This window comes from Bacteroides sp. D2, from assembly GCF_025147085.1.
Classification (GTDB): Bacteria; Bacteroidota; Bacteroidia; order Bacteroidales; family Bacteroidaceae; genus Bacteroides.
On sequence record NZ_CP102261.1, the window covers coordinates 6,462,854 to 6,487,235 of the forward strand.

General features: G+C 43.9%; 13 protein-coding genes. 2 read left to right on the forward strand and 11 right to left on the reverse strand.

Annotation, left to right across the window (positions count from 1 at the left end; all coding sequences use genetic code 11):
* Nucleotides 1-2 precede the first annotated feature (2 nt).
* The 9 genes from NQ505_RS24485 to NQ505_RS24525 form a co-directional block, all read right to left on the reverse strand.
* Nucleotides 3-5,588: a carboxypeptidase-like regulatory domain-containing protein gene (locus NQ505_RS24485; RefSeq protein ID WP_008999772.1), complete on the reverse strand. Its 5,586-nt coding sequence runs from the start codon at nucleotides 5,586-5,588 to the stop codon at nucleotides 3-5.
* A 325-nt stretch (nucleotides 5,589-5,913) separates the two neighbouring features.
* On the reverse strand, nucleotides 5,914-7,032 hold the full coding sequence (locus tag NQ505_RS24490; RefSeq protein WP_008999771.1) for a toxin-antitoxin system YwqK family antitoxin: 1,119 nt from the start codon (nucleotides 7,030-7,032) through the stop codon (nucleotides 5,914-5,916).
* Nucleotides 7,033-7,181: 149 nt separating this feature from the next.
* Nucleotides 7,182-8,069, reverse strand: a complete 888-nt coding sequence (locus NQ505_RS24495; RefSeq protein WP_004311736.1) for a carbohydrate kinase family protein — start codon at nucleotides 8,067-8,069, stop codon at nucleotides 7,182-7,184.
* A gap of 35 nt (nucleotides 8,070-8,104) precedes the next feature.
* On the reverse strand, nucleotides 8,105-9,274 hold the full coding sequence (locus NQ505_RS24500) for an MFS transporter (protein WP_008999770.1): 1,170 nt from the start codon (nucleotides 9,272-9,274) through the stop codon (nucleotides 8,105-8,107).
* A 384-nt stretch (nucleotides 9,275-9,658) separates the two neighbouring features.
* Nucleotides 9,659-11,494, reverse strand: a complete 1,836-nt coding sequence (locus NQ505_RS24505; protein WP_008999769.1) for a DUF4980 domain-containing protein — start codon at nucleotides 11,492-11,494, stop codon at nucleotides 9,659-9,661.
* 100 nt (nucleotides 11,495-11,594) lie between these two features.
* A complete protein-coding gene (locus tag NQ505_RS24510; RefSeq protein ID WP_008999768.1) occupies nucleotides 11,595-13,163 on the reverse strand; it encodes a glycoside hydrolase domain-containing protein in 1,569 nt (522 codons plus the stop codon).
* Nucleotides 13,164-13,180: 17 nt separating this feature from the next.
* Entirely contained in the window at nucleotides 13,181-14,563 is a 1,383-nt protein-coding gene (locus NQ505_RS24515; protein WP_008999767.1) for a DUF4960 domain-containing protein, read from the reverse strand.
* A 26-nt stretch (nucleotides 14,564-14,589) separates the two neighbouring features.
* The gene (locus NQ505_RS24520) at nucleotides 14,590-16,302 is read right to left on the reverse strand and encodes a RagB/SusD family nutrient uptake outer membrane protein (RefSeq protein ID WP_008651889.1); all 1,713 of its coding nucleotides are present in this window, start codon (nucleotides 16,300-16,302) and stop codon (nucleotides 14,590-14,592) included.
* Nucleotides 16,303-16,329: 27 nt separating this feature from the next.
* On the reverse strand, nucleotides 16,330-19,443 hold the full coding sequence (locus NQ505_RS24525; RefSeq protein ID WP_008999766.1) for a SusC/RagA family TonB-linked outer membrane protein: 3,114 nt from the start codon (nucleotides 19,441-19,443) through the stop codon (nucleotides 16,330-16,332).
* A gap of 291 nt (nucleotides 19,444-19,734) precedes the next feature.
* Between NQ505_RS24525 and NQ505_RS24530 the strand changes: the two genes are divergently transcribed.
* Together NQ505_RS24530 and NQ505_RS24535 are read left to right on the forward strand one after the other, a co-directional pair.
* The gene (locus NQ505_RS24530; protein WP_008999765.1) at nucleotides 19,735-20,607 is read left to right on the forward strand and encodes a Bro-N domain-containing protein; all 873 of its coding nucleotides are present in this window, start codon (nucleotides 19,735-19,737) and stop codon (nucleotides 20,605-20,607) included.
* A 28-nt stretch (nucleotides 20,608-20,635) separates the two neighbouring features.
* Nucleotides 20,636-21,511: an aldose 1-epimerase family protein gene (locus NQ505_RS24535; protein ID WP_008999764.1), complete on the forward strand. Its 876-nt coding sequence runs from the start codon at nucleotides 20,636-20,638 to the stop codon at nucleotides 21,509-21,511.
* 75 nt (nucleotides 21,512-21,586) lie between these two features.
* Here the strand turns inward: NQ505_RS24535 and NQ505_RS24540 are convergent, their stop codons facing one another.
* Both NQ505_RS24540 and NQ505_RS24545 read right to left on the reverse strand, forming a co-directional pair.
* Nucleotides 21,587-23,467, reverse strand: a complete 1,881-nt coding sequence (locus NQ505_RS24540) for a DUF4980 domain-containing protein (RefSeq protein WP_032853674.1) — start codon at nucleotides 23,465-23,467, stop codon at nucleotides 21,587-21,589.
* A gap of 140 nt (nucleotides 23,468-23,607) precedes the next feature.
* Complete coding sequence (locus tag NQ505_RS24545) at nucleotides 23,608-24,381, reverse strand: class I SAM-dependent methyltransferase (protein WP_008999762.1); 774 nt, start codon at nucleotides 24,379-24,381, stop codon at nucleotides 23,608-23,610.
* Nucleotide 24,382: the final 1 nt, after the last annotated feature.

Sequence of the window (24,382 nt, forward strand, 5' to 3'; positions counted from 1 at the left end):
CTTCAATCATTCTCTTTCTTTCGTATATCTTTTGTATTTCTTTCTGTAATCCAAATTTCTCTCCCCGCATTATTTGCATTCACCACCGGGAAATACATCAGTTCGACTTTCACAGGGTTCAGCGTGTATTTTCCAGTAAAGCGTGGAAGCAAAGGAACCGTAAACTGATAAGTACCTACCGGTAATTTTTCGCTAAAGATAACAGTTTTCTCTTTAAAATACTCACGATACACTTCAGAACGGGAGAAATTAACAGGTTTTGAGGCATAACTACAACCTGCCGGAACAGGAACTTCAAGCATCACATATTGCGCACCCTCCTGTTTCACCTGCAAGGTAACTGTCAATGTAACAGGTACACCCGCCACCAAAGAGTCTTTTTCCAAAGTCGCCTCCACCTTGAAAGCATCACTCTGACGAGCATTCATCACACGCTTCATTGAATAGACGCTATACAATAAAGGCTCTTTTCCCGTTTTTGAAATAAGCAGACTGTCGCCTGCTGTCAGCCGGGCATGATAAGGAAATTCCGTAATTCGTTGATGATCCTTACCGCTCACAGACACCGATGTTCCTGACATCCCTCCGGAACCTGCCAGCAAATCGGTCAGAACAGTTGCCACAGCCGAAGAAGCCTGATACGTATTCCATCCGCGCTCCTTAGTCCGCAAAATATACAATTGCATATTTTCTTTCAACTTACACAGGGAAGGGTCATTTTTAATAATCCGGTAGGCTATCAATGTATTTATCATCTGATTTCCCTCCCAATAATAAGTACGCCGTCCGTCGTCACAGTAAACACCTCCCAGCATATCCTTTTTCAGATAAGGACGTACGCTATCACCCACATTCACCGAATCCACCTGTTGTTTGATTTCCCAGAGAAGCAGCTTCTCTTTCAAGTATGAAAGAGGACGATAATACTTGTTTCTATTTGCCAACGAGTCTTCTTTCTGTTCCAATTGCCGGACGAAAGGTTCCAACAATCTGACTGCCGAAGAATAATCCGCCTCTACTTTCCACTCATGCAGAGCATGAAGTATTTCTATATCTTCCAGTTTCATTCCTCGATAAGGACGCGTATGAGCATACTCCACTTTCAAACCGTTCAGATTCAACTCCACAGGATAACCTGCATCTTGCGCCATCTTCAAAGCCCGCAGGATATGCGCAGACATCCAGAAAGAAGTATTTTCAGAGTTCCCCCACCACGACCATAACTGATGTTTGTTCTGATGATTCGTCAATCGATGGATAATAGGTCGAATTGCTTTATCTACTTTCACCTTTTCACCCTTACTCTGCATATACTGTTGGTAAGCCAGCAAACCGATTAACTTGGATGCCAGCTGCTCATTGCACAAATATTTGTATCCTGTCAAGTAATTCACCGATTCTTTATAGATGTCCAACTGATTGTCAGTGATACTTACCATCACTTCTTCATCCTCGCCGGATTGCACTTTGACCGTCTTTGCATCGGACAGAATACCCAATGTGCCCTCCGCCAATTCAGTTCCCTGTGGCAGTATCGGAATCGTATATTCCTCTCCATCCTGATAGCCATCGTCGCGAGTGAAAAGATAGCTGATGGTCACGCTATCGGTATGAGCTGCCTGCATCGGCACTGTTTCATGAAATCCATCCGTGAAACTCACTTCCTGCCGTTTCAATGTATCCGTTCCGACGCAGAACAGTGTTTTTCCAGCTATGTGCTGCCCATCCAGATAATTGCGGATAGTCCCGACCACCGTACTCTGATCCCCCTCCACCAGGAAGCGGGGAGTTTTCAACTCCGCCATCAACGGTTTGTAAGAACGGACGGAACGTCGGAAAGTACCCGTCTGCAAACGACGGTTCATGCCATAAACGACAGTTTCCCATTTCGTCACATTATCGGGGAAAGTTGTTTCAAACTGCACCGTTCCGGTTTTATCCGTAAACAAACGAGGCTGCCAGAAAGCCACATCCGAAAAATTCCTACGTAAGCCATTCAATTGCATCAGTTCATTATACAACTGTTCGTTATCCGCCTCTTCTTTCGCTTTCTGATCTTGCTCTTCCAGTTTCTCCAAAGGTGCGGTTGCAGCAGGAGAAGAAGAAGAACCTACCATTAATCCGGCAACAGACCCCGTCAACGAAGATCTTGAACGCATGCCGTATCCTACAACGACCACTTCCTCCAGCGCCTGACTATCTTCTTCCAAAGTAACCAACAGATTGGCTCCGGGAGTTGCTCTCATCTCCTGCTGTTTAAAGCCGACATAGCTAAACAAGAGCTGATCCCCTCCCCTGTCACAATCCATTTCGAAATATCCGTCCATGTCGGTGATCGTTCCCTCCGTCGTTCCTTTCACCACCACGCTGCACCCGATTAAAGGCTCTCCGGTAGCATCCGTCACATAACCGGAGACTTTACCGCCATAATTGCGTACATACTGCCTGATCCTCATTTCCCTGTGACCAGGAAAGTTTGTACCGATCCTGCCAATTCCTCTTCCCAGCAAGAGCCACCCTGCTGACAACGAATCGCGTTCGTGTAGAGGCAGAGACTCCATATCTACATCCAGATAGGTATATGATTGTATCGTCAGAGCATCCTGTTTCAGATACTTTCCATTGTTATAAAGCAAAATCGCATCATACGTTCCGGCAGGAAACTTGGAATATATTCTATTCATTTGCACTAAGGTATCCGGATAAACCAGTTCTCCGGTAGTGCAGTCTTTAAAAAGCAAGTTGGCCACTCCGGTAGAATCTTTTTCTTCCGGAAGCCGGAAATTCAACGTCTTATCCGGCAGGGAGAAATAAATCCGGGTGGGATGCCAACTCTTTCCCTTGCGAAGTTCAGCCACCAGACTACGGAATCTTTCCGGTGATAAATGGTAATCATTCAAAGTCGGAATCTTTGCCACAGACGAAAAATTCAGATAAGCCGGGCACATTTCCTCATCCTTATATTTATAAACCACATTGCCCTCGAATTCATAAGAGAAACCTCCCTCATGCCGATACAACACACCATTCATATATTTCCAAGGTCCCGGCTCCACAGGACCTGCCAATATCTTTTTCTTGTAGCGCGACAGCTCCATGAGTGAAATCGGAAACAGCTTTCCATTATGTTCGAGCGAAGTATATACCGCCCCATCCATCACCGGAAGACGGCAAAGATACCGTTCATAACGCTTCTTCTCTTCCGAAGTAAACTTATACTCATCATATTTCCCTTTCCTCTGCCGCAACCAGACTACTTCCACTCCTTGCGGCAACTGATTCATATCGAAACTTAAAATCGTTTTCTTGCCCTGGTCGAAAGCCAGAGAATCAATGATGAAAGCCCTGTCGTGCATTCGCAACGTAATCTTCTGCTTTCCCGACGGATGCAATACAGGAAAAGAATACTGTTTAGGCTGTTCCGTCCACGAAAAATAGCAGGGAACATCATTCTGCTCAATCACATAGATATTCACCGCCCGTCCGTTCAGCATCACATAAGGAGCAAACTGAGTGGTTCCATCCGGTGTATCAACCGTCTGACGGAACAGATTTCCCGAAGGATAAGCAAACTGATAATAAGGCAACTTATCCAAATGAAGCAACTGGTTCCAATGCTGATAATCCAATGTGCCCGTATGTAGATACTCTTTTTGCTTCATTGAGTAGGAAGCACGTTGCTCGCGCGGACGGGGTGCACTCCCGTAATAGGGTAAATCGGGTACGTGATAATCCAGCTGCGTGTTGACCGCAAAAGCTGTCAGATCGACGTTGGATACCGAACGCCCTTGTATATTGGTCACGTTCAGTTTTGTTTTCACTTTCTGACCGGGATACACTCGTTCCGGCAAATCAGATTCAATCACCAGCCGTTCGGAGGGTGAAGTGTACGAGCGTTTCAACATACATTCCTTATCCCCCATGAAATAAAATACTTCTACGTAATAGACGGAAGAGGGATCGATCTCTCCGGATTTGTGTTCCATCTCTTTTCCCGAACCTTTCTGCAACAGGCGGTTGCCTTGATACACATACCAGGAAAGTTCCAGCTGCAAAGGATTGGAAAGAGAGACACAGAACGAATCTTTTTCTATGCCGCCATTCAGTTCCAGTTTGGAGTCAAGTGCGGCGGAAGCAATCGTCGTTTCATATCCTGTTTCCGGTATTTTGAAACGATAGTCCGTCACTGCCTGATTGAACGGTTCGCGATAGGGCAAACGCACTTTCTTCACTTCTTTCTTTTCACCATAGGTCAGTTCGGCCGCCACAGGACGTTCCACTCCCAGGTCGAAGAATGAAAAGCAAATGGTATCCGCCTGCGTAGTGCACTGCATATCATAGCACGAATAGTAGAAAGTCGCTTTGCTCTGCTGCTCCAAACGGTTATTGTCTGCCGTAAGCAAAACTACATTCGCCGTATAGAAGCAATCGGAAGCTCCGAATATCCGGGCAGGAATATCTACCGAGGTTTTCCCGGAAGCATCCAGTTCCGCCTGCACGGACATCAGTGTATCGGGCAAAGAAAGTATCTGCGCATACGACTTCAGTACCTGCTGTCTGCCGACAGTCACTTCTACATTCACCTCCCGCAAAGGAAGTCCGTTGGCATCCGTTGCACTGATATCCATGCGGTTACTCTGCGGTGCATATTGCACATTCGAAGCCAGCTTCACCAACAACTTGTTTCCGTTCAGTTCATAGTCTTCATATTTGAAATTGGTGGAGGCTACGATGCGTCCCCGCTTATCGCGAAGCTGTACAGTATATCTCTGATCGAGCTTCAGATTCAATGAATCCGCCAACAGGAATTCTCCGGCGAAGCCTCCCGGATGGTAAGGGACGACGGACATTATCTTCTTATAGTCACGCCAGGAAGAACCGACACGCATCCACAATGAAAGTTCCTGTTTCAGAGGACGTTTATGTTCGGAGAGAGCATAAGACTTGAAACGGACAGTTTCGCCCGGTCTGTATTTATTCTTGTCAGTAATCAGGTAACTATAAAACTCCGGTGCATCTTGCCGCCCATAATCATTTTTATACCAGGGTGGTACAAGGTGTTTCCTCAAATCGAATACCGCACGAAACTTATCCACTTCAACCGTCAGGATATGTTGTTCTTTCTGCGACCAGTTATCGTCAGTATACGTCTGACTGTCTTCATCGTAATAAACAACCTTGCTGCCTACCCGCACTTTGGCGTCTTTCCTGATAGTTCCCCCGGCATCAACCACCTGCAAGGTGAGTACACCATACTCCTTGAAAAGGAAAACATGAAAAGGAATCACCGGAGCATAACGGTAATGAACTTCGTTCCGCTCTACATCAGCCAGCAGAAAATGCCCTTTGACCGGAGGGTTGCTCCAAGCATCCGTGAAACGGGCAAAAGGAGTCTGCTGTATTTTATCCCATTGTTTCTGCCGGAGTTTGCCTTTGAGAAGTTTCAAAGCCTCTTTGTTAGTCAGTTCGAAAACGATCGTTTCGGGAGAGGTATCATCCCAGATCATCGGCTGTCCGAATGCTCCATTGGAAAAAAGCAGGACTCCCAATAACAACAGGCTCTTTAGCTGGCATAGCATTGTGTTCATAGTATTCGATAGATTGATTGAGAACAAAAATAGAAAATAAAACTGTGAGTATGCTATAAATCATTCGATTATTCGCAATCTTATCCCTTGAAAAAAAGTAAAAATGGTCCCCCCATATTTACGCGGGAACCATTAACAAACGTATAAAGGGTAATACGAACACTTAATTGATGTTATAAAACATCTCTTTTTATTTGGATTATTTGCAAAGTTGACAGAAGTCCGTATCTTTGCAATGTGTTTTTCATAGTATTAGATTTAAGGTTAACAAAGGTTGGAGCAAGGCGTTGCTCCTTTTTTTATGCCTGTACGTTTCGTATCTCATTTAATTTTCTTCCCATTCTTTCTCCAGTTTGCCGTCAATGTCATAGCGTTTCCAACGACCGACGCGATGTCCGTTTTTGTATTCTCCACATTCGCGCAGCTTATCGTTCTTCACATAACGGGCCTCATAAGAACCATTCGGACGTCCGTTCACATACGTAGTTATCTCCCAATAGTCGAACCGGTTACTTACTACTAACTGGCGCTCTTTTCCGTTCAATCTGCCTTGCTGGTAGGTTGCTTCGTATTTCAATTCGCCATTCGCCGGGTTGTACTCCCGATATAATCCGTCCTTGCGGTCATTCTTCATGTAATATTCTTTTTCCCGGGTTCCCTTAGTAGGGCTGAACAAGACTTGCAATCCGTCTTCTTTTCCATTCTGATAAGTTTCAATCGTAAGCGTGTCACCAGTTTCGGCGAATTTCATCCATGCTCCTTCTTTCTGCCCGTTCTTGTAGCTACCCAGTACGTAAGGCGCTCCAAAGGTAAACATAGAGGAAAATTTACCCTCTTTCAATCCGTCTTCATTATAATAAATCGTTTCGTAGAGTTCGTGAGTACCTTTCATGAAAGTATATTGCTTGCCTACCTGACGACCATCTTTGTAGTTATGATCCATCCGCAAGGTTCCATCGGATTCGTAGGACAAATGTTTGCCATGCTCTTTCCCCATCCGGTAACCTTTCTCTGTCTCCACCTTTCCGGTAGTAAAATAGGTCTTGCTCGTACCGTCCAGTTTACCTTCTTTATATGACTTTTCTTCTTTCAATTTACCATCAAACTTAGAGTAAATCTTGAACAGCCCCTGTTTCCGTCCCTCCTTGTAAGTGCCCTCCGTGATGAGAATATTATCCAGATATTCTTTATAGCTGCCATCGTAAAAGCCATCTTTGAAAGAAGCCAACAGATAGGCAGAGTGGTAACCGTCTATGATGCGGTGTTCATCGTTCAGTGGATTTTCCGTTGTCAGGTCACGGTACAAAAGTCTACCATCGCCTACGTTAACGACAGATACCTGGTCAATTTTATACTCTTTTTGTGCAAATAAAGGAAGGGTCATGCATAGAAGTAAAAGTACATTCCAGCTTCTTGAGCGGAGTAAAATAGAAACATGTTTCATAAAGTGACATTCTCTTTTTAGTTATTATTTGTGTGAATCGCACAAAGGTATACAATTAGCACAAAAATCCAACAATAAAGGGGAAGAAATGAAAAAGGTATACCCCATACTATGAGATATACCTTTACTCCTTTGTATTTATAGAAAAATTACATCAGTCTATCTTTCAAAACCTGCGGAAGTTCGGGCATCGCACCGCTCTGTGTGCAAACATAAGCAGAAACCTCGACAGCCAGTTTATGCGCTTCGGGCACCGGTTTTCCATTGAGAATGGAAGCACAGAAAGCAGCCGTAAAAGAATCGCCTGCGCCCACTGTGTCGGCAACCGGTACTTTGGGTGTCTCCTGGAAAGAGACAACGCCCGGAGTGAACACATAGCTGCCATTGATGCCGCAAGTGAGAATCAACATCTTCAGGTTGTATTTTGCCAACAAAATCCAGCATTTATCCTGCAAGTCGATGCCGGGATAACCAAACATACGGCTGATAGTCACCAGTTCTTCGTCGTTTATCTTCAGGACGTTGCAGCGGCGGAACGATTCACGCAGTACCTCTTTAGAGTAGAAATCCTGGCGGAGATTGATATCAAATATCTTGAGCTGTCCGTCTATATCAGGCATCGTATCCAGAAAGCGGTTGATAGTGGCACGGCTCACGTCATTACGTTGAGCCAGCGAACCGAAGCAAACAGCACGTGTGCTCAAGGCCAGACGTTTCAGCTCATCCGTAAAGGGAATGTTGTCCCACGCCACGCCCTCTTTGATTTCGTAACAAGGCACGCCCTCATCATCGAGCGTCACCTGCACCGTACCGGTAGGATAATCTACCTGTTCAATCTGCATCTTCAACTTCTTCTCGTTGAATACTTTCAGAATTTCTTCTCCCAGTTCATCCCTGCCTACGGCACTCACTACACGACTGTCAAAACCAAACTGTGATACATGATAGGCAAAGTTTGCCGGAGCACCACCGATTTTCTTTCCTTCGGGCAACACATCCCAAAGTGCTTCGCCCATTCCTACAATTATATTATTCATGATATACGGGTTTTATTGTTTCCAAAGTTATAAAATTATTTTCTGATACGGAACGTATAATACAAGAGATAAAGCACGCCCACCGTCATTACAGCGATAGCACCATTCTGTCCCATGGAAGTATCCGAAGCCACTCCCATTGCCAACGGAAACACCGTCCCGCCGAAAAGTCCCATAATCATCAAGCCGGAAACTTCGTTTTTCTTACCCGGCAGATAAAGCAATGCCTGCGAGAAGATAACGGAAAATACATTGGAGTTGCCGAAACCAATCAAAGCGATGCAAGCATAGATAATTGCCTTCTCATGGAAGATAAACAAACCGATCATGGCAATCAACATCATCACCACACTAATGCCGAAGAAAGATTTCGGAGACATCTTACGCAAAATGAAAGAACCCAGAAAACAGCCCGCCGTACGGAAAATAAAATAAAGACTGGTTGCAAAAGCAGCATCATCCAATCCCATGCCGATGCGCTCCATCAGAATCTTCGGGGCGGTAGTGTTCGTACCTACATCAATGCCGACATGACACATGATACCAATGAAACATAGCAAGATAAACGGTTTGCCAAGCAGGGCGATGCATTGTCCGAAAGTAGACGGTTTGCCATCTTCTTTTTCCTCTTCAATCTGTGTGACATTGAGCAGAAGAATAGCGATGACAGCTACAATCATATAAATAGGGAACAGGATGCGCCAGCCTAAATCGAAAGTCGGAATGGCCTGTGTCGCTCCCCACATGGCGATATAAGGTGCCAGGAAAGAAGCAATGGCTTTCACAAACTGACCGAAAGTCAGACTACTTGCCAGGCGGTCGCCACGCACGATATTGGAAAGTAACGGATTCAGAGAAGTCTGCATCAACGCATTTCCAATGCCCAGGAGGGAGAAGGAAATCAGCATCAGCATATAGCTGTCGCCGAAAACGGGTAGCAACAGAGAAGCGAAAGTCACAATCAAACTAAGCAATACGGTTTTCTTCTGACCAATGCGGCCCATCAGCATGCCGGTGGGTACGGAGAAAATCAGGAACCAGAAGAATACCAGTGACGGAAAGATATTCGCCTGTGAGTCCGACAGACCAAGGTCTGCCTTTACGTAATTGGAGGCAATGCCTACCAGGTCAACGAATCCCATGGTGAAGAAGCAAAGCATCACCGGGATTAGTTTGGAGAGGGAAGAGTTTTTACTGTTTTCCATTATTTTATCTTTTATATGATGAATTCTGTTTCCATAGGGCGGAGCACATAACCCTACGGCAATGTATGCATCAGTCCTTTATATAGTTGGTGTATCTCACGTTCCTTGTTACTTTAAAGCTACGGTCTTGTTGGGTTACCACGGCCGTGGTAGCTTCTTCCCACGGCTGTGAAGAGTTCTCACCACGGCCGTGGGAGGATCTCGTCACGGCCGTGACGAACTAACAGAACCGTAGCTTTGAGGAAAGCGTCTCCGCACTTTAGTAGAACTCTTCCACTAGGACAGACGTACTCTTCCATAAGGAAAGACATATTAGTCTATAGGGAAAGAAGTATTCTACTCTAAAGAAACGAGGAAAGAGCGCATAGAGTAAGGAGAATGAGCTTATTTCTTCAACTTGTAGATCACAAACGAATCTACTTTATACGCTCCTCCTTTACTGTAAAAGTCGATATGAGTGTAAGGTTCCGACGGGAATACCTGATTAGTCATCACAAAACGTCCGCCATCACCAAAGGCTTCCACACTGGATTTGTCGACAAACAGACGGAGTTTCAATTCGTCTTTTCCACTTTCAATGGTCGTCCAAGTCAACATTGGGAAGTTCTCATTGAAACCCACCTCTCCGCTCTTGCAGCGGTCCATCGAGAATTTCTTTTCTTTCATGTCATATTGCATATCCACTTCTTCGCCTTTGTCATTGTAGAGACGGAAGCCGATTACATCCGCATGTTGATTTTCGATAGTCAGTTCTATTTCGTATGCACCCTCATTGCCGGCAATCATGTCTTTGATGGTACGTGTTCCGTTCACTTTGAACGAGCGTTTCTTGGAGATGTCACGCAGTTTCAGCAGTTCGGGAGAGGGAGCCGACTGAAGATAAGTCTCGCCATCTACGGTGAACAGGCTCAAATCGCGAGGAACAGAGTTCGGGCTACGGTATTGAGAGGTAGGAACATCGTTTGCATATTGCCAGTTGCTCATCCATGCGATAGCGATGCGACGGTTGTCGGGAGCATCACTCCAAGTTACAGTGGCGTAATGGTCTTTTCCCCAGTCCATCCATTTGGTTTTGGAGGGTGATTCATTTACAAATTCTTTTCCGTTGAACGTTCCGACAAAGTATTGAGTGGCCGAGTCACCGAAAGGACCGTCGCCCAAGCTGCAAAGTAACACCCATTTCTTTTCATTCGTCCCCTCTACCGGAAGTTCGAACAGGTCGGGACACTCCCAAACGTTTCCGTGAGCACCCTGTCCCTTGCCGAAGCTGCTTTCGAATGTCCAGTCTTTCAGGTTGGGAGATGAGAAGAATTGCATCTCCTGCCCTACTGCCAATGCCATAATCCAGCGTTGAGTGCCTTCATACCAGAAGACTTTCGGGTCGCGGAAGTCGCGTGCTTCGGATACCAGTACGGGATTGTTTTCATATTTAGTAAAAGAGCGTCCGTTGTCGGTGCTGTAAGCGATGCTCTGCACTTGGCGGTCACCATTTTGGGTATAAATAGCGATGATGGCGCCAGCACCGAATCCTGCAGTATTTTTAGAATCTACCACAGCCGAACCGCTGAAGATGGTTCCGAATGCATCCGGTGCAATGGCTACGGGACGATGTTCCCAATTGATGAGGTCTTTGCTGATGGCATGTCCCCAGTTCATATTGCCCCATTTGGAACCGTATGGGTTGTATTGATAGAATAAGTGATATTCTCCGTCTTTATATACCATTCCGTTGGGGTCGTTCATCCATCCGTAGAGAGGTGAGAAGTGGTAGGTGGGACGGAACTTTTCACGATTGCTCGTATCGAACGTGTCGGACAATTTCATTTCTTTGCAGCAAGCCGTGTTATCCGGTGAAAGGTTGACACGAATCGGATCGTTCGAATTCATTTTAAATTTGAAAGAGATTTGTTTGCCGGAATAAGCCGAAAGGTCTACCGGGACAAAGTAATCGACTTTATGGATGGCCAGGCGGACATCGAAGTTATCCACTTCCTTATTATCGACAATCATGCGGATACGCACGTCGGGAGATGCATCTTCTACGGGCAACAACAGATATTTCTGATTAGTGTTGACGCGTACAAGACAGTGTCCTTCTCCTAAGTCTTTTATTAATAGAGGAGAATTATCCGCACGAGCGGATAGGGAAATATTCATCACAATCATGCAAAGTAAAACCGCGAAGGTTTGAATTTGTTTGGAAGAGAGTTTTAAATTCATGCTTTATGGTATTAAGGTTGTTACAGTGCAAAGATAGGCGCTCCGGGATGAAGCGCCTGTCACTTTTGTTTCAAACACTGTAAAAGATGTTACTTTTCTATTAATATGTACTCACCTGAATGTTTGATACGGTGATTTCACCTTTATAACAGCAGAGTGACCATGGATTCTTCTGCATCTGGTAGATACGGTTTGTGAAAGATAACTGGTCGTTGATGTAAGTCACACAAACCGACTGGTCACTATAAATTGTCACACGGTATTCGTTATCGGCCGGAATGTTGAATTTGTTATCAAACAGATATTTGGCATCATCGCCGTCTTTCTCGAAATTAGCTTTGCCTTCATCAGCGTTGACATGGATACTGTACCATGATTTGGAGTCCGTTCCACGAACGAAAGAGATTCCAAAACGATCTGTATTCGAGGATGCTTTTACGGTAAAGGAAATCTTGTTATGTACTTTCAGTCGGTTGAAAATGACAGAAGCACCTTCGGCCAACGTATATGTCTTACCGCTTTCTGTTACATTTCCTTCTTTAGCCATTACTTTCACTTCTTGGGCAGAAGTGTATTTACGGTCGATTGCATCGGGAACTCCGAGCGTCAACGTACCGTCTTCGTGCTGAATCAAGCGTTGTGCCACCAGATTGCCTGCCCATTCGGGTTCTACATCACCTACGTTTCCGTTATCATTGCCGGCACGTGTGGGACACCAGCCCCAGATGTAACGGTTCGTTCCGTCGGAAGCGGTCTTGCCTGCGTAGAATGCACGACTGTCCAGCATACCTTCGCGACTGTCCGGCCATATTCCGGCGTCATTGGCGGTAGTTGCCTTTAAATCTTCCAGCGTTCTGCCTTTGAAGTATTGCACTTTGCGCATAAAAGAAGCCTGTTCGGAGTAAATCAGATACCACCAGTCTCCCATCTTGAATACGTCCGGACATTCGTAGAAACGATCCCACATCATAGTCATAAATGTTCCGGCAGATTCCCACTCCTTCAAGTCGGCAGAGGTAAATTCGGCAATGTGCCCTTTTCCGTTTTTACGGGTAGCGATCAACATGTGATAAACACCGTCTTCGGTCTGAAACAGGAACGGGTCGCGGAAGTCATTCTTATCATAGCCGTAAGTATCTCCTTTCAGGTAGAAAGTACGGTTTTTAGTCCATGTTTTGAAGTCAGGCGAAGTAGCTACCATTACGACTTGTGCATTCTGGTCGGAAGAAGGCTTGAACTTATTACCGGTATAGAATGTGTAATAGAGTTTATCAGCCGGATTGTAAATTGTACCTCCTGTACCGATTGCCGCATCCTGTTCATCGCGGGCTCCGCAGGGAATCAGTTCGCCAAGGGATTCATAAGTGGCACCGTCTTTGGTTGCCACCCCGAAAATGGGGTGGTAAGTAGCTTCGGGGTTCGGACGGTAATCTTGCAGATACATCACTTTAAAATCCTTGGCAACCGGATCATAAAATGGCATCGGGTCACCGATAAAGCCTACCTGCGGTTTGTAATACATGGAGAAGCCGTGTTCGTCGGTCGATTGAAAATAAGTGGCTGTACCATCCCAATCTTTCTGGGTCAATACGGGGTCCATCTCATCACTGCAAGCGGTCATTGAAGCCAACAGCGTGGTTAATGCTATATGTAAGATCATATTTTTCATAATTATCGCTTATTCTTTTATTTACATAAGTAATTGATTGCATTCAGAGTCATTTGCTCCACGTTATAGTGGTAGTAGTCGGCAGAAGCGTCTACTCCTTTACCATACCAGTCGTAACAACCGGAACCGATGCAGATCGTACGCCCACTATTGGCGCGCGGTTCGAATTCGGCGATGATTACCGCACCGTCGTCTCCGCATGCCACATTGATTCCTCCTGTTAGGTTACGCCATGCGTTCAGATCCTCATAACCTCCCCAGTCTCCGATATGCCATTGTGCTGTGCTATTGGTAATCGCGTAACCAGCATCAAAAGTATAGACTCTTGTTTGGTCACCATCTTTCCATCTTAAATCCTGGAACAACGGATGTGATTCGTTGCCGGTAATCGGGAAGCTCCATGGTCCATCAACGATGTCGGGTGAGTCTTCGTTTCCTCCCCAACTGTTGTTTGGTACACGTTCATCTTTTGCAATGCTAAGGTCCTTAATATAGAAAGTTGCGTAGCGAGTCAATAGAAGGTTGCCACCATTCTGATAATAGACTTTAAACTTCTCTACGGCTGCTTTTGCATCGTCCGGCAAAGGAGGATTGTCGCCATTATCTGCGTGGAAGTGCCACCAGATTGCGGTATATTTACCTAAATCAACTTTTCCATCTACTATATCTTTGAACGAGATATATTCGGACATTGATATATTATCCATCATCCATTGGGCAGCGGCTTTTTCTTCAGGACTTGTCAGCTGGCTCACGGAAGAAGCTGTACCGACAAAAGCAGTCGGAATCACATTTCCTTGAGTGACTGTCACTACATAAGGAGTAACTGCCGAACGGTAAGTTGCCGTATAAGTAACAGGATTTGTAAAGTCCTGGATACTTCCGGATACCGGAGTCACGGTGGCTCCATCCGATACGGTAAATGTACCTTTCAGCTGGGTGATGTCCACCGTCAGCGGCACAACCACAGATATCGTTTTGGATAACTGGTCTACTTTACCCACATAAGTATCATTCAGCTTGAAGGTCAGAATCTTCGCCTCATCTCTCTTCACGGTAATCGTGTAGCTCATTTGTACATCACCATTCTTCACTGTCAAAGATACGGGAAGAGAAAAGTCGATGGTCTCACCGACAGCGATGCTGGCCGTAGCCCCTTCGGAAAGATTCATTTCTGTGACTGCCATCCGGGTTACGTCATAATCGTAAGGAACTCCTACTACGATTGTTTTATTCTGATAATCGATCGTTCCCGCGTATGCATCCAGCTTGATAGCGTTCACCCATACATCCCCGTCCAGACGAAGATTGGATTTGAAGTCATCACTACATCCCGTGGCTGTCAGACATGCTACAGTCACCAACAGGATTGTATAAAGTTGTTTTATGATTGATTTCATGTTATTCTTTGTTTTAAGATTGATGGTTACCAACCGAAATTCTGTGTATAATTTCCATTACTAGCACTGATCTGTTCGAATGGAACAGGGAGGTATTCGTTCTTATTTTCTGTGAAACCTGCATTCTTGTAGACAGAACAACGGGATGCTTCGGTTACATAATAAGCATTGATGACGTCTTTGGCTTCTCCCCATCTTACGAGGTCGAAGAAACGTGAGCTTTCCATTCCGAACTCTACACGACGTTCCCATTTCAGCATTTTCATCGCTTCGTCCTGTGCATAGGCTTTCAGTTCATAAGGGGTTACTTTGAAGTTTACTCCGTACTCTTCTTTGTAATTGAAAATCAGCATAGTACTTCCGGCTGCACGGCTGCGTACATCATTGATAAGTGAGATAGCGTCAGCGATACGTCCATCGTTCAACTGTATCAGGGCTTCGGCACGCATCAGCAATACGTCTGCATAACGAATGACGATATGGTTCAGAGAACTTGCCCAATAAGAACCTTTCTTCAAACAGTCACAATCCGGGTCTACATTCTCTTTGAGAGAAACATAATATCCGTAAAGTCCCTTGCTACGGCTCCAGTCATCATTCTTCTGAATCATGTAGCCTTCGTTGTATTTATAAGGGAAGCCCGGCATACCTACCGTGTGGAATAAACGGGGGTCTACATTGTCTGACGTAACCTCGTAGTTCTCATTATCATAAGTGCTGAACAGCGGTTTTCCCTGCGAATCAGTTTTGAAAGCATTCACCAGATTCTGGCTTGGCTTATGGAAATCACAGCAACCGAGTATTTGCGGAGTTGTCAATCCCATTCCCCAGTTCAGGTTACCGTTGTAGGTTCCGTCGTTGATAGAATACTGAATGGCCCATACAGATTCTGAACCATTTTCGTATTGCGGCAGGAAGTTCATGCTATAATCAGTTTCCAGTCCGTAACCGGCTTTGGCCATGATAAGGGGATCGGTATATTTCACCACCTGTTTCAAGTCTTCCTCGTTGATACCGGTAAGGTTGTTGTTCACTCCGTCCTGGCGGTAAGCCTTATACAGGTAGGTCTTTGCCAGATAAGCGGCAGCGGCAGCCTGGGTAGGACGTCCTTTTTCCATTTGTATCTCCGGCAGATTGTCGTAAGCAAACTGGAAGTCGTCTGCTATCTTTTGCCATTGTTCGTTATTGGTATAAGTGGTATTCGAAAGCTCGTTGTAAGCATCCGGGTCCATGTTTTCATCGTTCACGATAACAATCTTCTTGAACAGTTGCTTCAACATAAAGTGAGCATGACCGCGCAGGAATCTCATTTCAGCAATGCGCTGGTTCTTCAGCGGATAAGTTTTTTCATCCATCAGGTCGAGTGACTGTAAGGCTGTGTTGGCACGAGTGATGCATTGATACAGTCTTTTCCATATATCGTTGATGTTCCAGTCTGTAGTGTTGATACCTTTGGAAATCTCCAGTGCGTTGAACACACCACCGTCTTCTGTTCCGGAACCACCTTTATAACAATCGTCGGAACGTACATCATAATTCCAAAGAGAGAAAGAAGAGTTGATATCGTCACCTGTCGCCCAAATGGCGTAGGCTGAAATCACGAGGTTGTCCACGTATTCGGGAGAAGCGATCTGATCTCCGGTCACAATGCCCTGCGGAACCTGACGATCCAAGAAATCGTCACAACTGCTTGTCAGCAAGGTAAATCCGATGGTTGCTATATATAATATCTTTTTCATAATCGTTCGTTTTATAAATGAGGTGAATTAAAATCCGATGTTAAGTCCGAATGTGATATTCACAGGGATCGGATAAGAGAAGTTCGGATTCTCCGGATCTTCTCCCGTAAAGTCCTTACTTTTGATAGTCAGCAGGTTTTGTGCACTGCAATAGAAACGCAAGCGTTCCATTCTCAACTTCTTGGAGATGACCGCCGGAACTGTATATCCTAACTGGATATTGCGCAGTTTCAGGAAAGAACCGTTTTCTACAAAATAAGTGGAGACGCGCTGTTCATTGTTTGTATCGCTACGAGTCAATGCCGGGATATTGGAATTCGGATTGGTAGGCGACCAGGCATTGAGCAAACGGGTTCCTTTGTTCAGGAAGCCGACATTGGCTGCACTCCAGAAATCGCTTTTCTTCTTTACGTCACTAATGATATCCACTCCCTGCACGCCTTGCCAGAACATAGTCAGATCGAAGTTCTTATATTCCAGATAGATATTCAAGCCGTAGCTGAAAGAAGGAGTAGGATCGTAAATCCATTCCTGGTCTTTTTCATCAATCACACCGTTGTGGTCGATGTCACGATAGCGAATACGACCGACAGCTGCTCCTTCCTGGGTAGCATGATTGTCAACTTCTTCCTGTGATTTGAAAATACCATCGGCAATGTAACCCACTTGTGCATTGTAAGTATGTCCGACTACACTCTTTACTCCATTACCACCAAACTTACCATTAGCGGCTACCGTTTCCGGTAATTCAAGAATTTCATTCCGGTAGGTGGAGATGTTTCCATTCAGGTCGTAAGTCAGTCCGAAAGCAGTCTTGTTACGATAACCCAGATTGAATTCAAAGCCTTGGTTTTTCATCGCACCCGAATTAATCCAACGGCTGCCACCTTCTCCCAATACTCCTACACCGGCCATTTCGGTCAGGATGTCGGTTGTTTTCTTATAATAGTATTCCAATGAACCATAGAGGGATTGTTTGAACAGGCTGAAGTCGATACCGACATTGGTCTGTGTGGTTGTCTCCCACTTGATATTGTCATTTCCGATCTGGTTACGTTTGAATCCGGAAGGTAGAGTGCTGCCTCCATTGGAACCGGTAATATCGTATGCTGTACCGTAGCTCTGACCTCCGAAGGAATCTGTTGTACCATAGTTGGGCGCGTAAATCGTGTAACGGGCAAGGTTGGAGATTTCCTGATTACCGGTCTGTCCCCATGAAGCACGCAGTTTCAAATCGTCCAGCCAAGTCAACTCTTTCATAAAGTTTTCCTGCGTGATACGCCATCCCAAAGATACGGAAGGGAAAGTGGCGTAACGATGATTTTTACCGAAGCGGGAAGAACCGTCACGACGAATAGTCAATGAAAGCAGATATCTGTCAGCATAAGAATAGTTCATTTTACCGAAGAAAGAGACAAGTGAATAACCTTCACCGGCACCGTAAGCCTGTGCCGTACCACTACCTGCATCAGGCCACATATAATCCGGGGTAAGGATGGAGAAGTCTTCTTTATATCCGGAGAAATGGCTGTCATCTTCACGGTTCAACTCCATACCTGCCATCACGTCTCCACGATGTTTGCCTATCTCCAACTGATAAGTGGCAATGGCATTCCACATCCATTTGGTCCAGTGTTCCTGTTTAGCTTCTACTGCGCTCTTGCCGTTGTTGGTCTGTGTCCCTTCCTGATAAGGATAAGTAAAGTAACGGGCTTGTTTGTTAGCATAGTCCAGACCGAAAGTAGATCGTACATTCAATCCTTTGAAAAGGCTTAAATTCACATAAGCATCACCGAACATACGCCAGTACGTGTATCGATTGTCTTTATTGTATTCGAGTACGGCACGAGGATTACGACGGTCCGGCCATCCTCCTACCGGTCCTCCCCATGAACCATCCGAAGCATAAACGGGAATGGCGGAAGGAATATCCAAAGCAGTTTCGATAATTCCGCCGGGAGCTTGCACTTCCGAAGTACGGTTTAATGTGAAATGCTGACCGATGGTCAATATATCATCAATCAATTTATAATCGCTGTTCATACGGGCGGAGAAACGGTCGAAGTCTGTATCTTTGATTACACCCAGGTTTTTGTAATATCCCAGAGAGAAGAAGGAAGAACCTTTCTCCGAACCGTTGCTGACAGAAAGATTGTATTGCTGGATGACACCTGTACGGGTAATTTCATCAAACCAGTCGGTATCTGCCACAGGCATTGTATTCTTCGAATCCAGGTATTTGGAAAGACTCATACCATATAGTACCGGATTTCCGTTGGCATCGTAACCCCAATTGTAGTTATATCCCAAGGCATTGCCATTCGGGTTCTCACCATCGTTTACATAGGCTTGCCACATGGCACGTCCGTACTGTTCCGTATTCAACACGTCCATCTTACTTTGATACATGGAAGCTGAAACCGAAGCATCAAAATTGATTTTAATCTGGCCTTTCTTTCCTTGTTTGGTAGTAATGACGATAACTCCATTTGCAGCACGCGAACCGTAGATGGATGCTGAAGCAGCATCTTTCAGTACTTGAATGGATTCAATGTCGTTTCCGTTCAATTCGTGCATACCGGCTTTGGTAGGAACTCCATCAATAATATAAAGAGGATCGTTGTTGTTCAACGTACCGATACCGCGAATACGTACGGTAGCCGATCCGCTCGGATTTCCATCCGCTGTAATATTCATACCGGGCACGCGGCCTTGAAGTGCTTTCACCGGGTTGTTCTCCCCTTGCTTCTGGATTTCGTCTACTTTCACTACGGAAACAGCACCGGTCAGGTCGGCTTTACGTTGAGTGGTATAACCTGTTACAACCACTTCATCTACCATTTGAGTGTCTTCTTCCAATAATACATTAATGATAGCAGCCGATTTTACGGTCACCGGTTTATAACCAATATACGTAATCTTTAAAGTAGAGTTAACCGGAACCGAAAGGGTGAAATTACCATCTAAATCAGTAATTGTTCCATTAGCAGTAGCTGTAGCTTCAACAACAGAGGCGCCGATGACCGGCTGTCCGTCCGTTTTAGAAGTAACGTTTCCTTTCACCGTAATGCTTTGCCCCCAAAGGACTGACATGAAAGTAAACAGGAAACAAACGCTGCAAAGAAGTTTTTTGTTCTTCATAATACGATGCATTAGTTTGATGTTATTAAATTAAAAGTACGAATTTTATCTATATCGATAATGCAAATTACGGTTGATTTATATCAAACGACTGAAAAAAATGTTTCAAAGGCTATAACATTTGTTGCATAGAACGCTATTTTATAGGGTTTTATACATGTTTTCTTTCATTACGGGAATTCTTGGATTCATATTCTTTTATAATCGCAGAAAACGCTACCTTTGTATAGTGATATGAGCCCAAAGAAAGAACGACTCTTCATTAAATGATAAACTCTAAAAATAAGATTCATGACTAAGCAACAAGCTTTAAAACTCTTTGAAGAAAGAAGAGTACGTACGGTATGGGATGATGAACAAGAGAAGTGGTATTTTTCAATAGTAGATGTGGTGGCTGTCTTGACAGACAGCAGTAACCCTCAAACTTATTGGCGTGTGTTAAAAAAGAGACTACTATCGGAAGGAAACGAAACCGTTACAAATTGTAACGGTTTGAAAATGCAGGCAGCGGATGGTAAAATGCGCCTTACCGATGTTGCCGATACCGAACAGCTTCTCCGCCTTATCCAATCTATTCCTTCCCCTAAGGCGGAGCCTTTCAAACTATGGATGGCTAAGGTAGCCAGCGAACGGCTCAACCAAATACAAGACCCCGAATTATCAATTGACCAAGCTTTAATGGATTATAAACGTATGGGATACTCTGATAGTTGGATTAACCAACGTCTGAAATCAATAGAAATCCGTAAAGACTTGACTGACGAGTGGAAGAAACATGGATTGCAGGAAGGCGTTCAATTCGCTACACTCACAGATATTATTTATCAGACATGGTCAGATATGACATCTAAAGAGTACAAACAATTTAAAGGATTGAAAAAAGAAAACCTACGGGATAACATGACCAATAAAGAATTGGTATTAAATATGCTTGCCGAACTTTCTACTAAAGAAATATCTGAAACCAGCGATCCGGAAACATTCAGTGACCACATAGATATTGCTCAACAAGGAGGAGAAGTAGCCCGTAATGCCCGACTGGAACTAGAAGCTAAAACGGGAAAGAGAGTAATCTCTCCTCTTAATGCCCAAAGTGGTATCCTACTGAAAGGTAAATCTGAAGACAAATCGAAAGAAGGATCGGAAAATGAACTTAAAGATTGACTCTAAAATAATCCAATAAATCAACGATATGAAAACAATCTCCAACAAACAACTTACGATTCAAGTATCTCCTCACGGAGCTGAACTCTGCAGTATCGTCGCCAATGGAAAAGAATATCTGTGGCAAGCCGATCCTGCTTTTTGGAGACGTCACTCTCCTGTCCTATTCCCAATTGTCGGGAGCGTATGGGAAAATGAGTATCGAAATGAAGGGGTTCCTTACACGCTTACTCAACATGGTTTTGCCCGTGACATGGAATTTACGCTTGTTGCTGAAAAAGAGGATGAAGTGCGCTACCGTCTTGTCAGTAATGAAGAGACTTTGCAGAAATATCCGTTTCCATTCTGTCTGGAAATAGGTTATCGTATTCAGGGAAAACAAATTGAGGTTATGTGGGAAGTGACAAATACCGGTGATAAAGAAATGTATTTTCAAATTGGAGCACATCCCGCTTTCTACTGGCCGGAGTTTGATGCAAACTGTTTGGAAAGAGGATTCTTCGGATTTGACCCAAAAGACGGTTTGAAATATATTCTCATTTCAGAAAAAGGATGTGCTGATCCTTCTACAGAATACTCCTTAGAGCTGACAGATGGATTGTTACCACTGGACATAATACATACTTTTGATAAAGATGCTTTGATACTGGAAAATGAACAGGTTCGTAAAGTTACCTTATATAATAAAGAGAAGCAGGCTTATCTAAGTTTACATTTTAATGCTCCGGTAGTTGGTCTTTGGTCTCCACCTGCAAAAAATGCTCCTTTTGTCTGCATCGAACCCTGGTACGGACGTTGCGACCGCGCACATTATACAGGTGAATATAAAGATAAAGACTGGATGCAACAGCTGCAACCGGGAGAGATCTTCCAAGGGGGATATATAATCGAAATTGATGAATAATTGATGAATGAAAGTAGCTGCCGGATCTCACATCTGACAGCTACCAATACCTAATTCTAATCTACAAAACCTAACTTATAAACCTAATCGATATACATTAAATGAATCGACATTAAATGTACCTCCTTTACTATAAAAGCACATACGGTTGTATGGTTCCGATGGGAATATGAGATTGGTCATTGCTATCTTTCCCCCATTCAGGAATATTTCTACAGAACATTTGTCGACAAAAATATCCAAAGCATATTTCTTTTCTTTTCTTATTGGCGCCCAGGTAGCTAATGCAAAATCATCCATATAATTGATGGAAGTCGTCTTTCTACGGTCGTGAGCCTCAATCTCATGAGGCACACTATTCTTTCCGAAATCTACAATACCACTTTTCGTCCGATCCATTACCAGTCTCTTTTCCGGAAGATTGAAATAAATATCCACCTTTTCACCTTTATCATTAAAGAGACTGAATCCCATTATTTCCGCCCCTCCAGCAGTAATATCCAATGCCAGTTCATAAGCACCTCCATTATCTGCCAATAAAGAATTGATATGATAATCATTAGCAACTGTAAATGTAGGAATCTCTTTACTTTCTTTTCGCAAAGCTTTTATCTCCGCCACCGGAGCTGCCGAAAGATAGACTTCGCTATTTTGTGTGTAAAGGCTTAACTCACGTGGTAAAGCATTGGCACTGCGGAATTGCTTCGTCGGGATAATATTACAATATTGCCAGTTACTCATCCAAGGCACAGCAATCACACGATCACCAGTATTCGAGAAACAAACGGTGGCATAGTGATCTTTGCCCCAATCCAACCATTTCGTGACATTTGGCTGATTGTCACAAATAAACTTCGTTCCATCGAAATCTCCTGTGAAGTACTGGGTAGCACTCCCCCCGAAGTAACATCCCGGATTTACATTTACTATCAACGCCCATTTCTTACGGTTCGTATCCCCATCTACCGAAAGTTCTACCATGTCCGGACATTCAAACTGACAAGGCTGCACTCCGTATCCTTCTCCGAAGCTACTCATATAGTTCCAGTCCTTCAGATTCTTAGAATCATAGAAACGCATTTCTTTATCGGCAGAAACAATCATAACCCATTTATCTTCCGGTTCATACCGGAAAACTTTCGGATCACGGAAGTCTTTCAAACCGTCAGAAGAACGCAGAATGGGGTTCTTCTCATATTTAGTAAATGTCCGCCCGTTATCCTTGCTAAAAGCAAGACATTGTATCTGCCCGTTTTTGTCACTGGCAGAAGTATAAAAAGCCAGAATACTCCCTGCTCCGTAACCGGCTACATTCTCCTGATCGACAATCGAGCTACCCGAAAAGATATGTCCCAATGTGTCACGGGCAATAGCTGGTTCCAGATGTTCCCAATGCATCAGGTCTTTGCTGACAGAATGTCCCCAATGCATATTTCCCCATTTGGAACCATAAGGGTTATATTGAAAATACAAATGATATTCTCCATCTTTATACACCAACCCGTTAGCATCATTCATCCAGCCATAAAGGGGAGTATGATGATAAACAGGACGAAACTTTTCTGTATTGGTAGTATCAAATGTATCAGATAATTTGATTTCTTTCCAGCAAAGTGCGTCTTTTGATTTATTACGGACACGTACGGTTACATTCCTCGTTCCGCCAGGCAAAGCAAAGGGAACAAAATAATCCACTTGATTCTGTGCCAAACGAATATCCATATCGGTATCGGCAGCTTCTCCTGTATGGAGGAGAACCTGACTTTCCGGTGCTTCCTCTTCTATAGGAAGCAATATATAATTAGTCGGATTGGTGATATGGATGACAGTCAAGCTATCACCTTGCTGTTCCAAGGTCAATTTGCTTTTAGTCGTATGGCAATAAGTCAGTCCATAAGAGACTGTTAATGCAAGTGCTACACCTTTACATAGTTTCATCCAGGGGGTTGTTTTCATGGCAACAAAGTATTCCTAGTTTATACAATCTTTAATCTAAAAATAGACGAAGGCAAAGATAGGGGATATCTTCACCTTCGGCTATAAACTTTGTTTCAAGAGGTATCAATTTTGATACATCTATCTATTCATGTTCTACCTCAATACAGACAATCGGACTTGTACTGACAGACAAATACTTGTTTTCCCGAATTATCATTAAATACTTCTTCTTCAAATCCTCCATACTTATGTATAATATGAAAACCACTCCATTCCAAATATGAATCTAATTCTTGAGGAAAAAACATTCTCATATCCAAGTTCTGAATAGAATTGAATTCACCATTGATAAAATAATGCCATTCTATACGATTTATCTGAGTTTTACTTTCATATCGCATGGTCTGCTTTATCAATACTTCTCTACCATCGTCAGTGGTATATGCAGCTATTTCCTTCGGTTCTTTTTCACCTTCAACTATATATTGAATATTCGGATTAAAGCAATCTAACAGAAATAAACCTCCTTCTTTGAGATGATTTTTAACGACATTAAATGCCCTAAACAAATCTTCATTCTTATATAAATGATGGATTGAATTAAATGGAATAAAGACAAGATCGTATTTGTCCTGCAAATTTAAAGTTCTAATATCTGCCTCAATAAACCTTATTTCTAATCCTGCTTCAAAAGCCTTGATCTTCGCTTGGTCGAGCATTGAAGACGTATAATCAACGCCACTAATATTATATCCATCCTTTGCAATTGGAAGAGTAAGCCTGCCTGTTCCACAGCAAAGTTCAAGTATTCGGGCATCCTTACTTTTGGGTAGCCACCGCTTATAAAAATGCAAATCAGCCAGATCGGTATTCATCCCATCATAAATATTTGCATCATAAATTAAATCGCCAACTTGATAATTACTATTCATT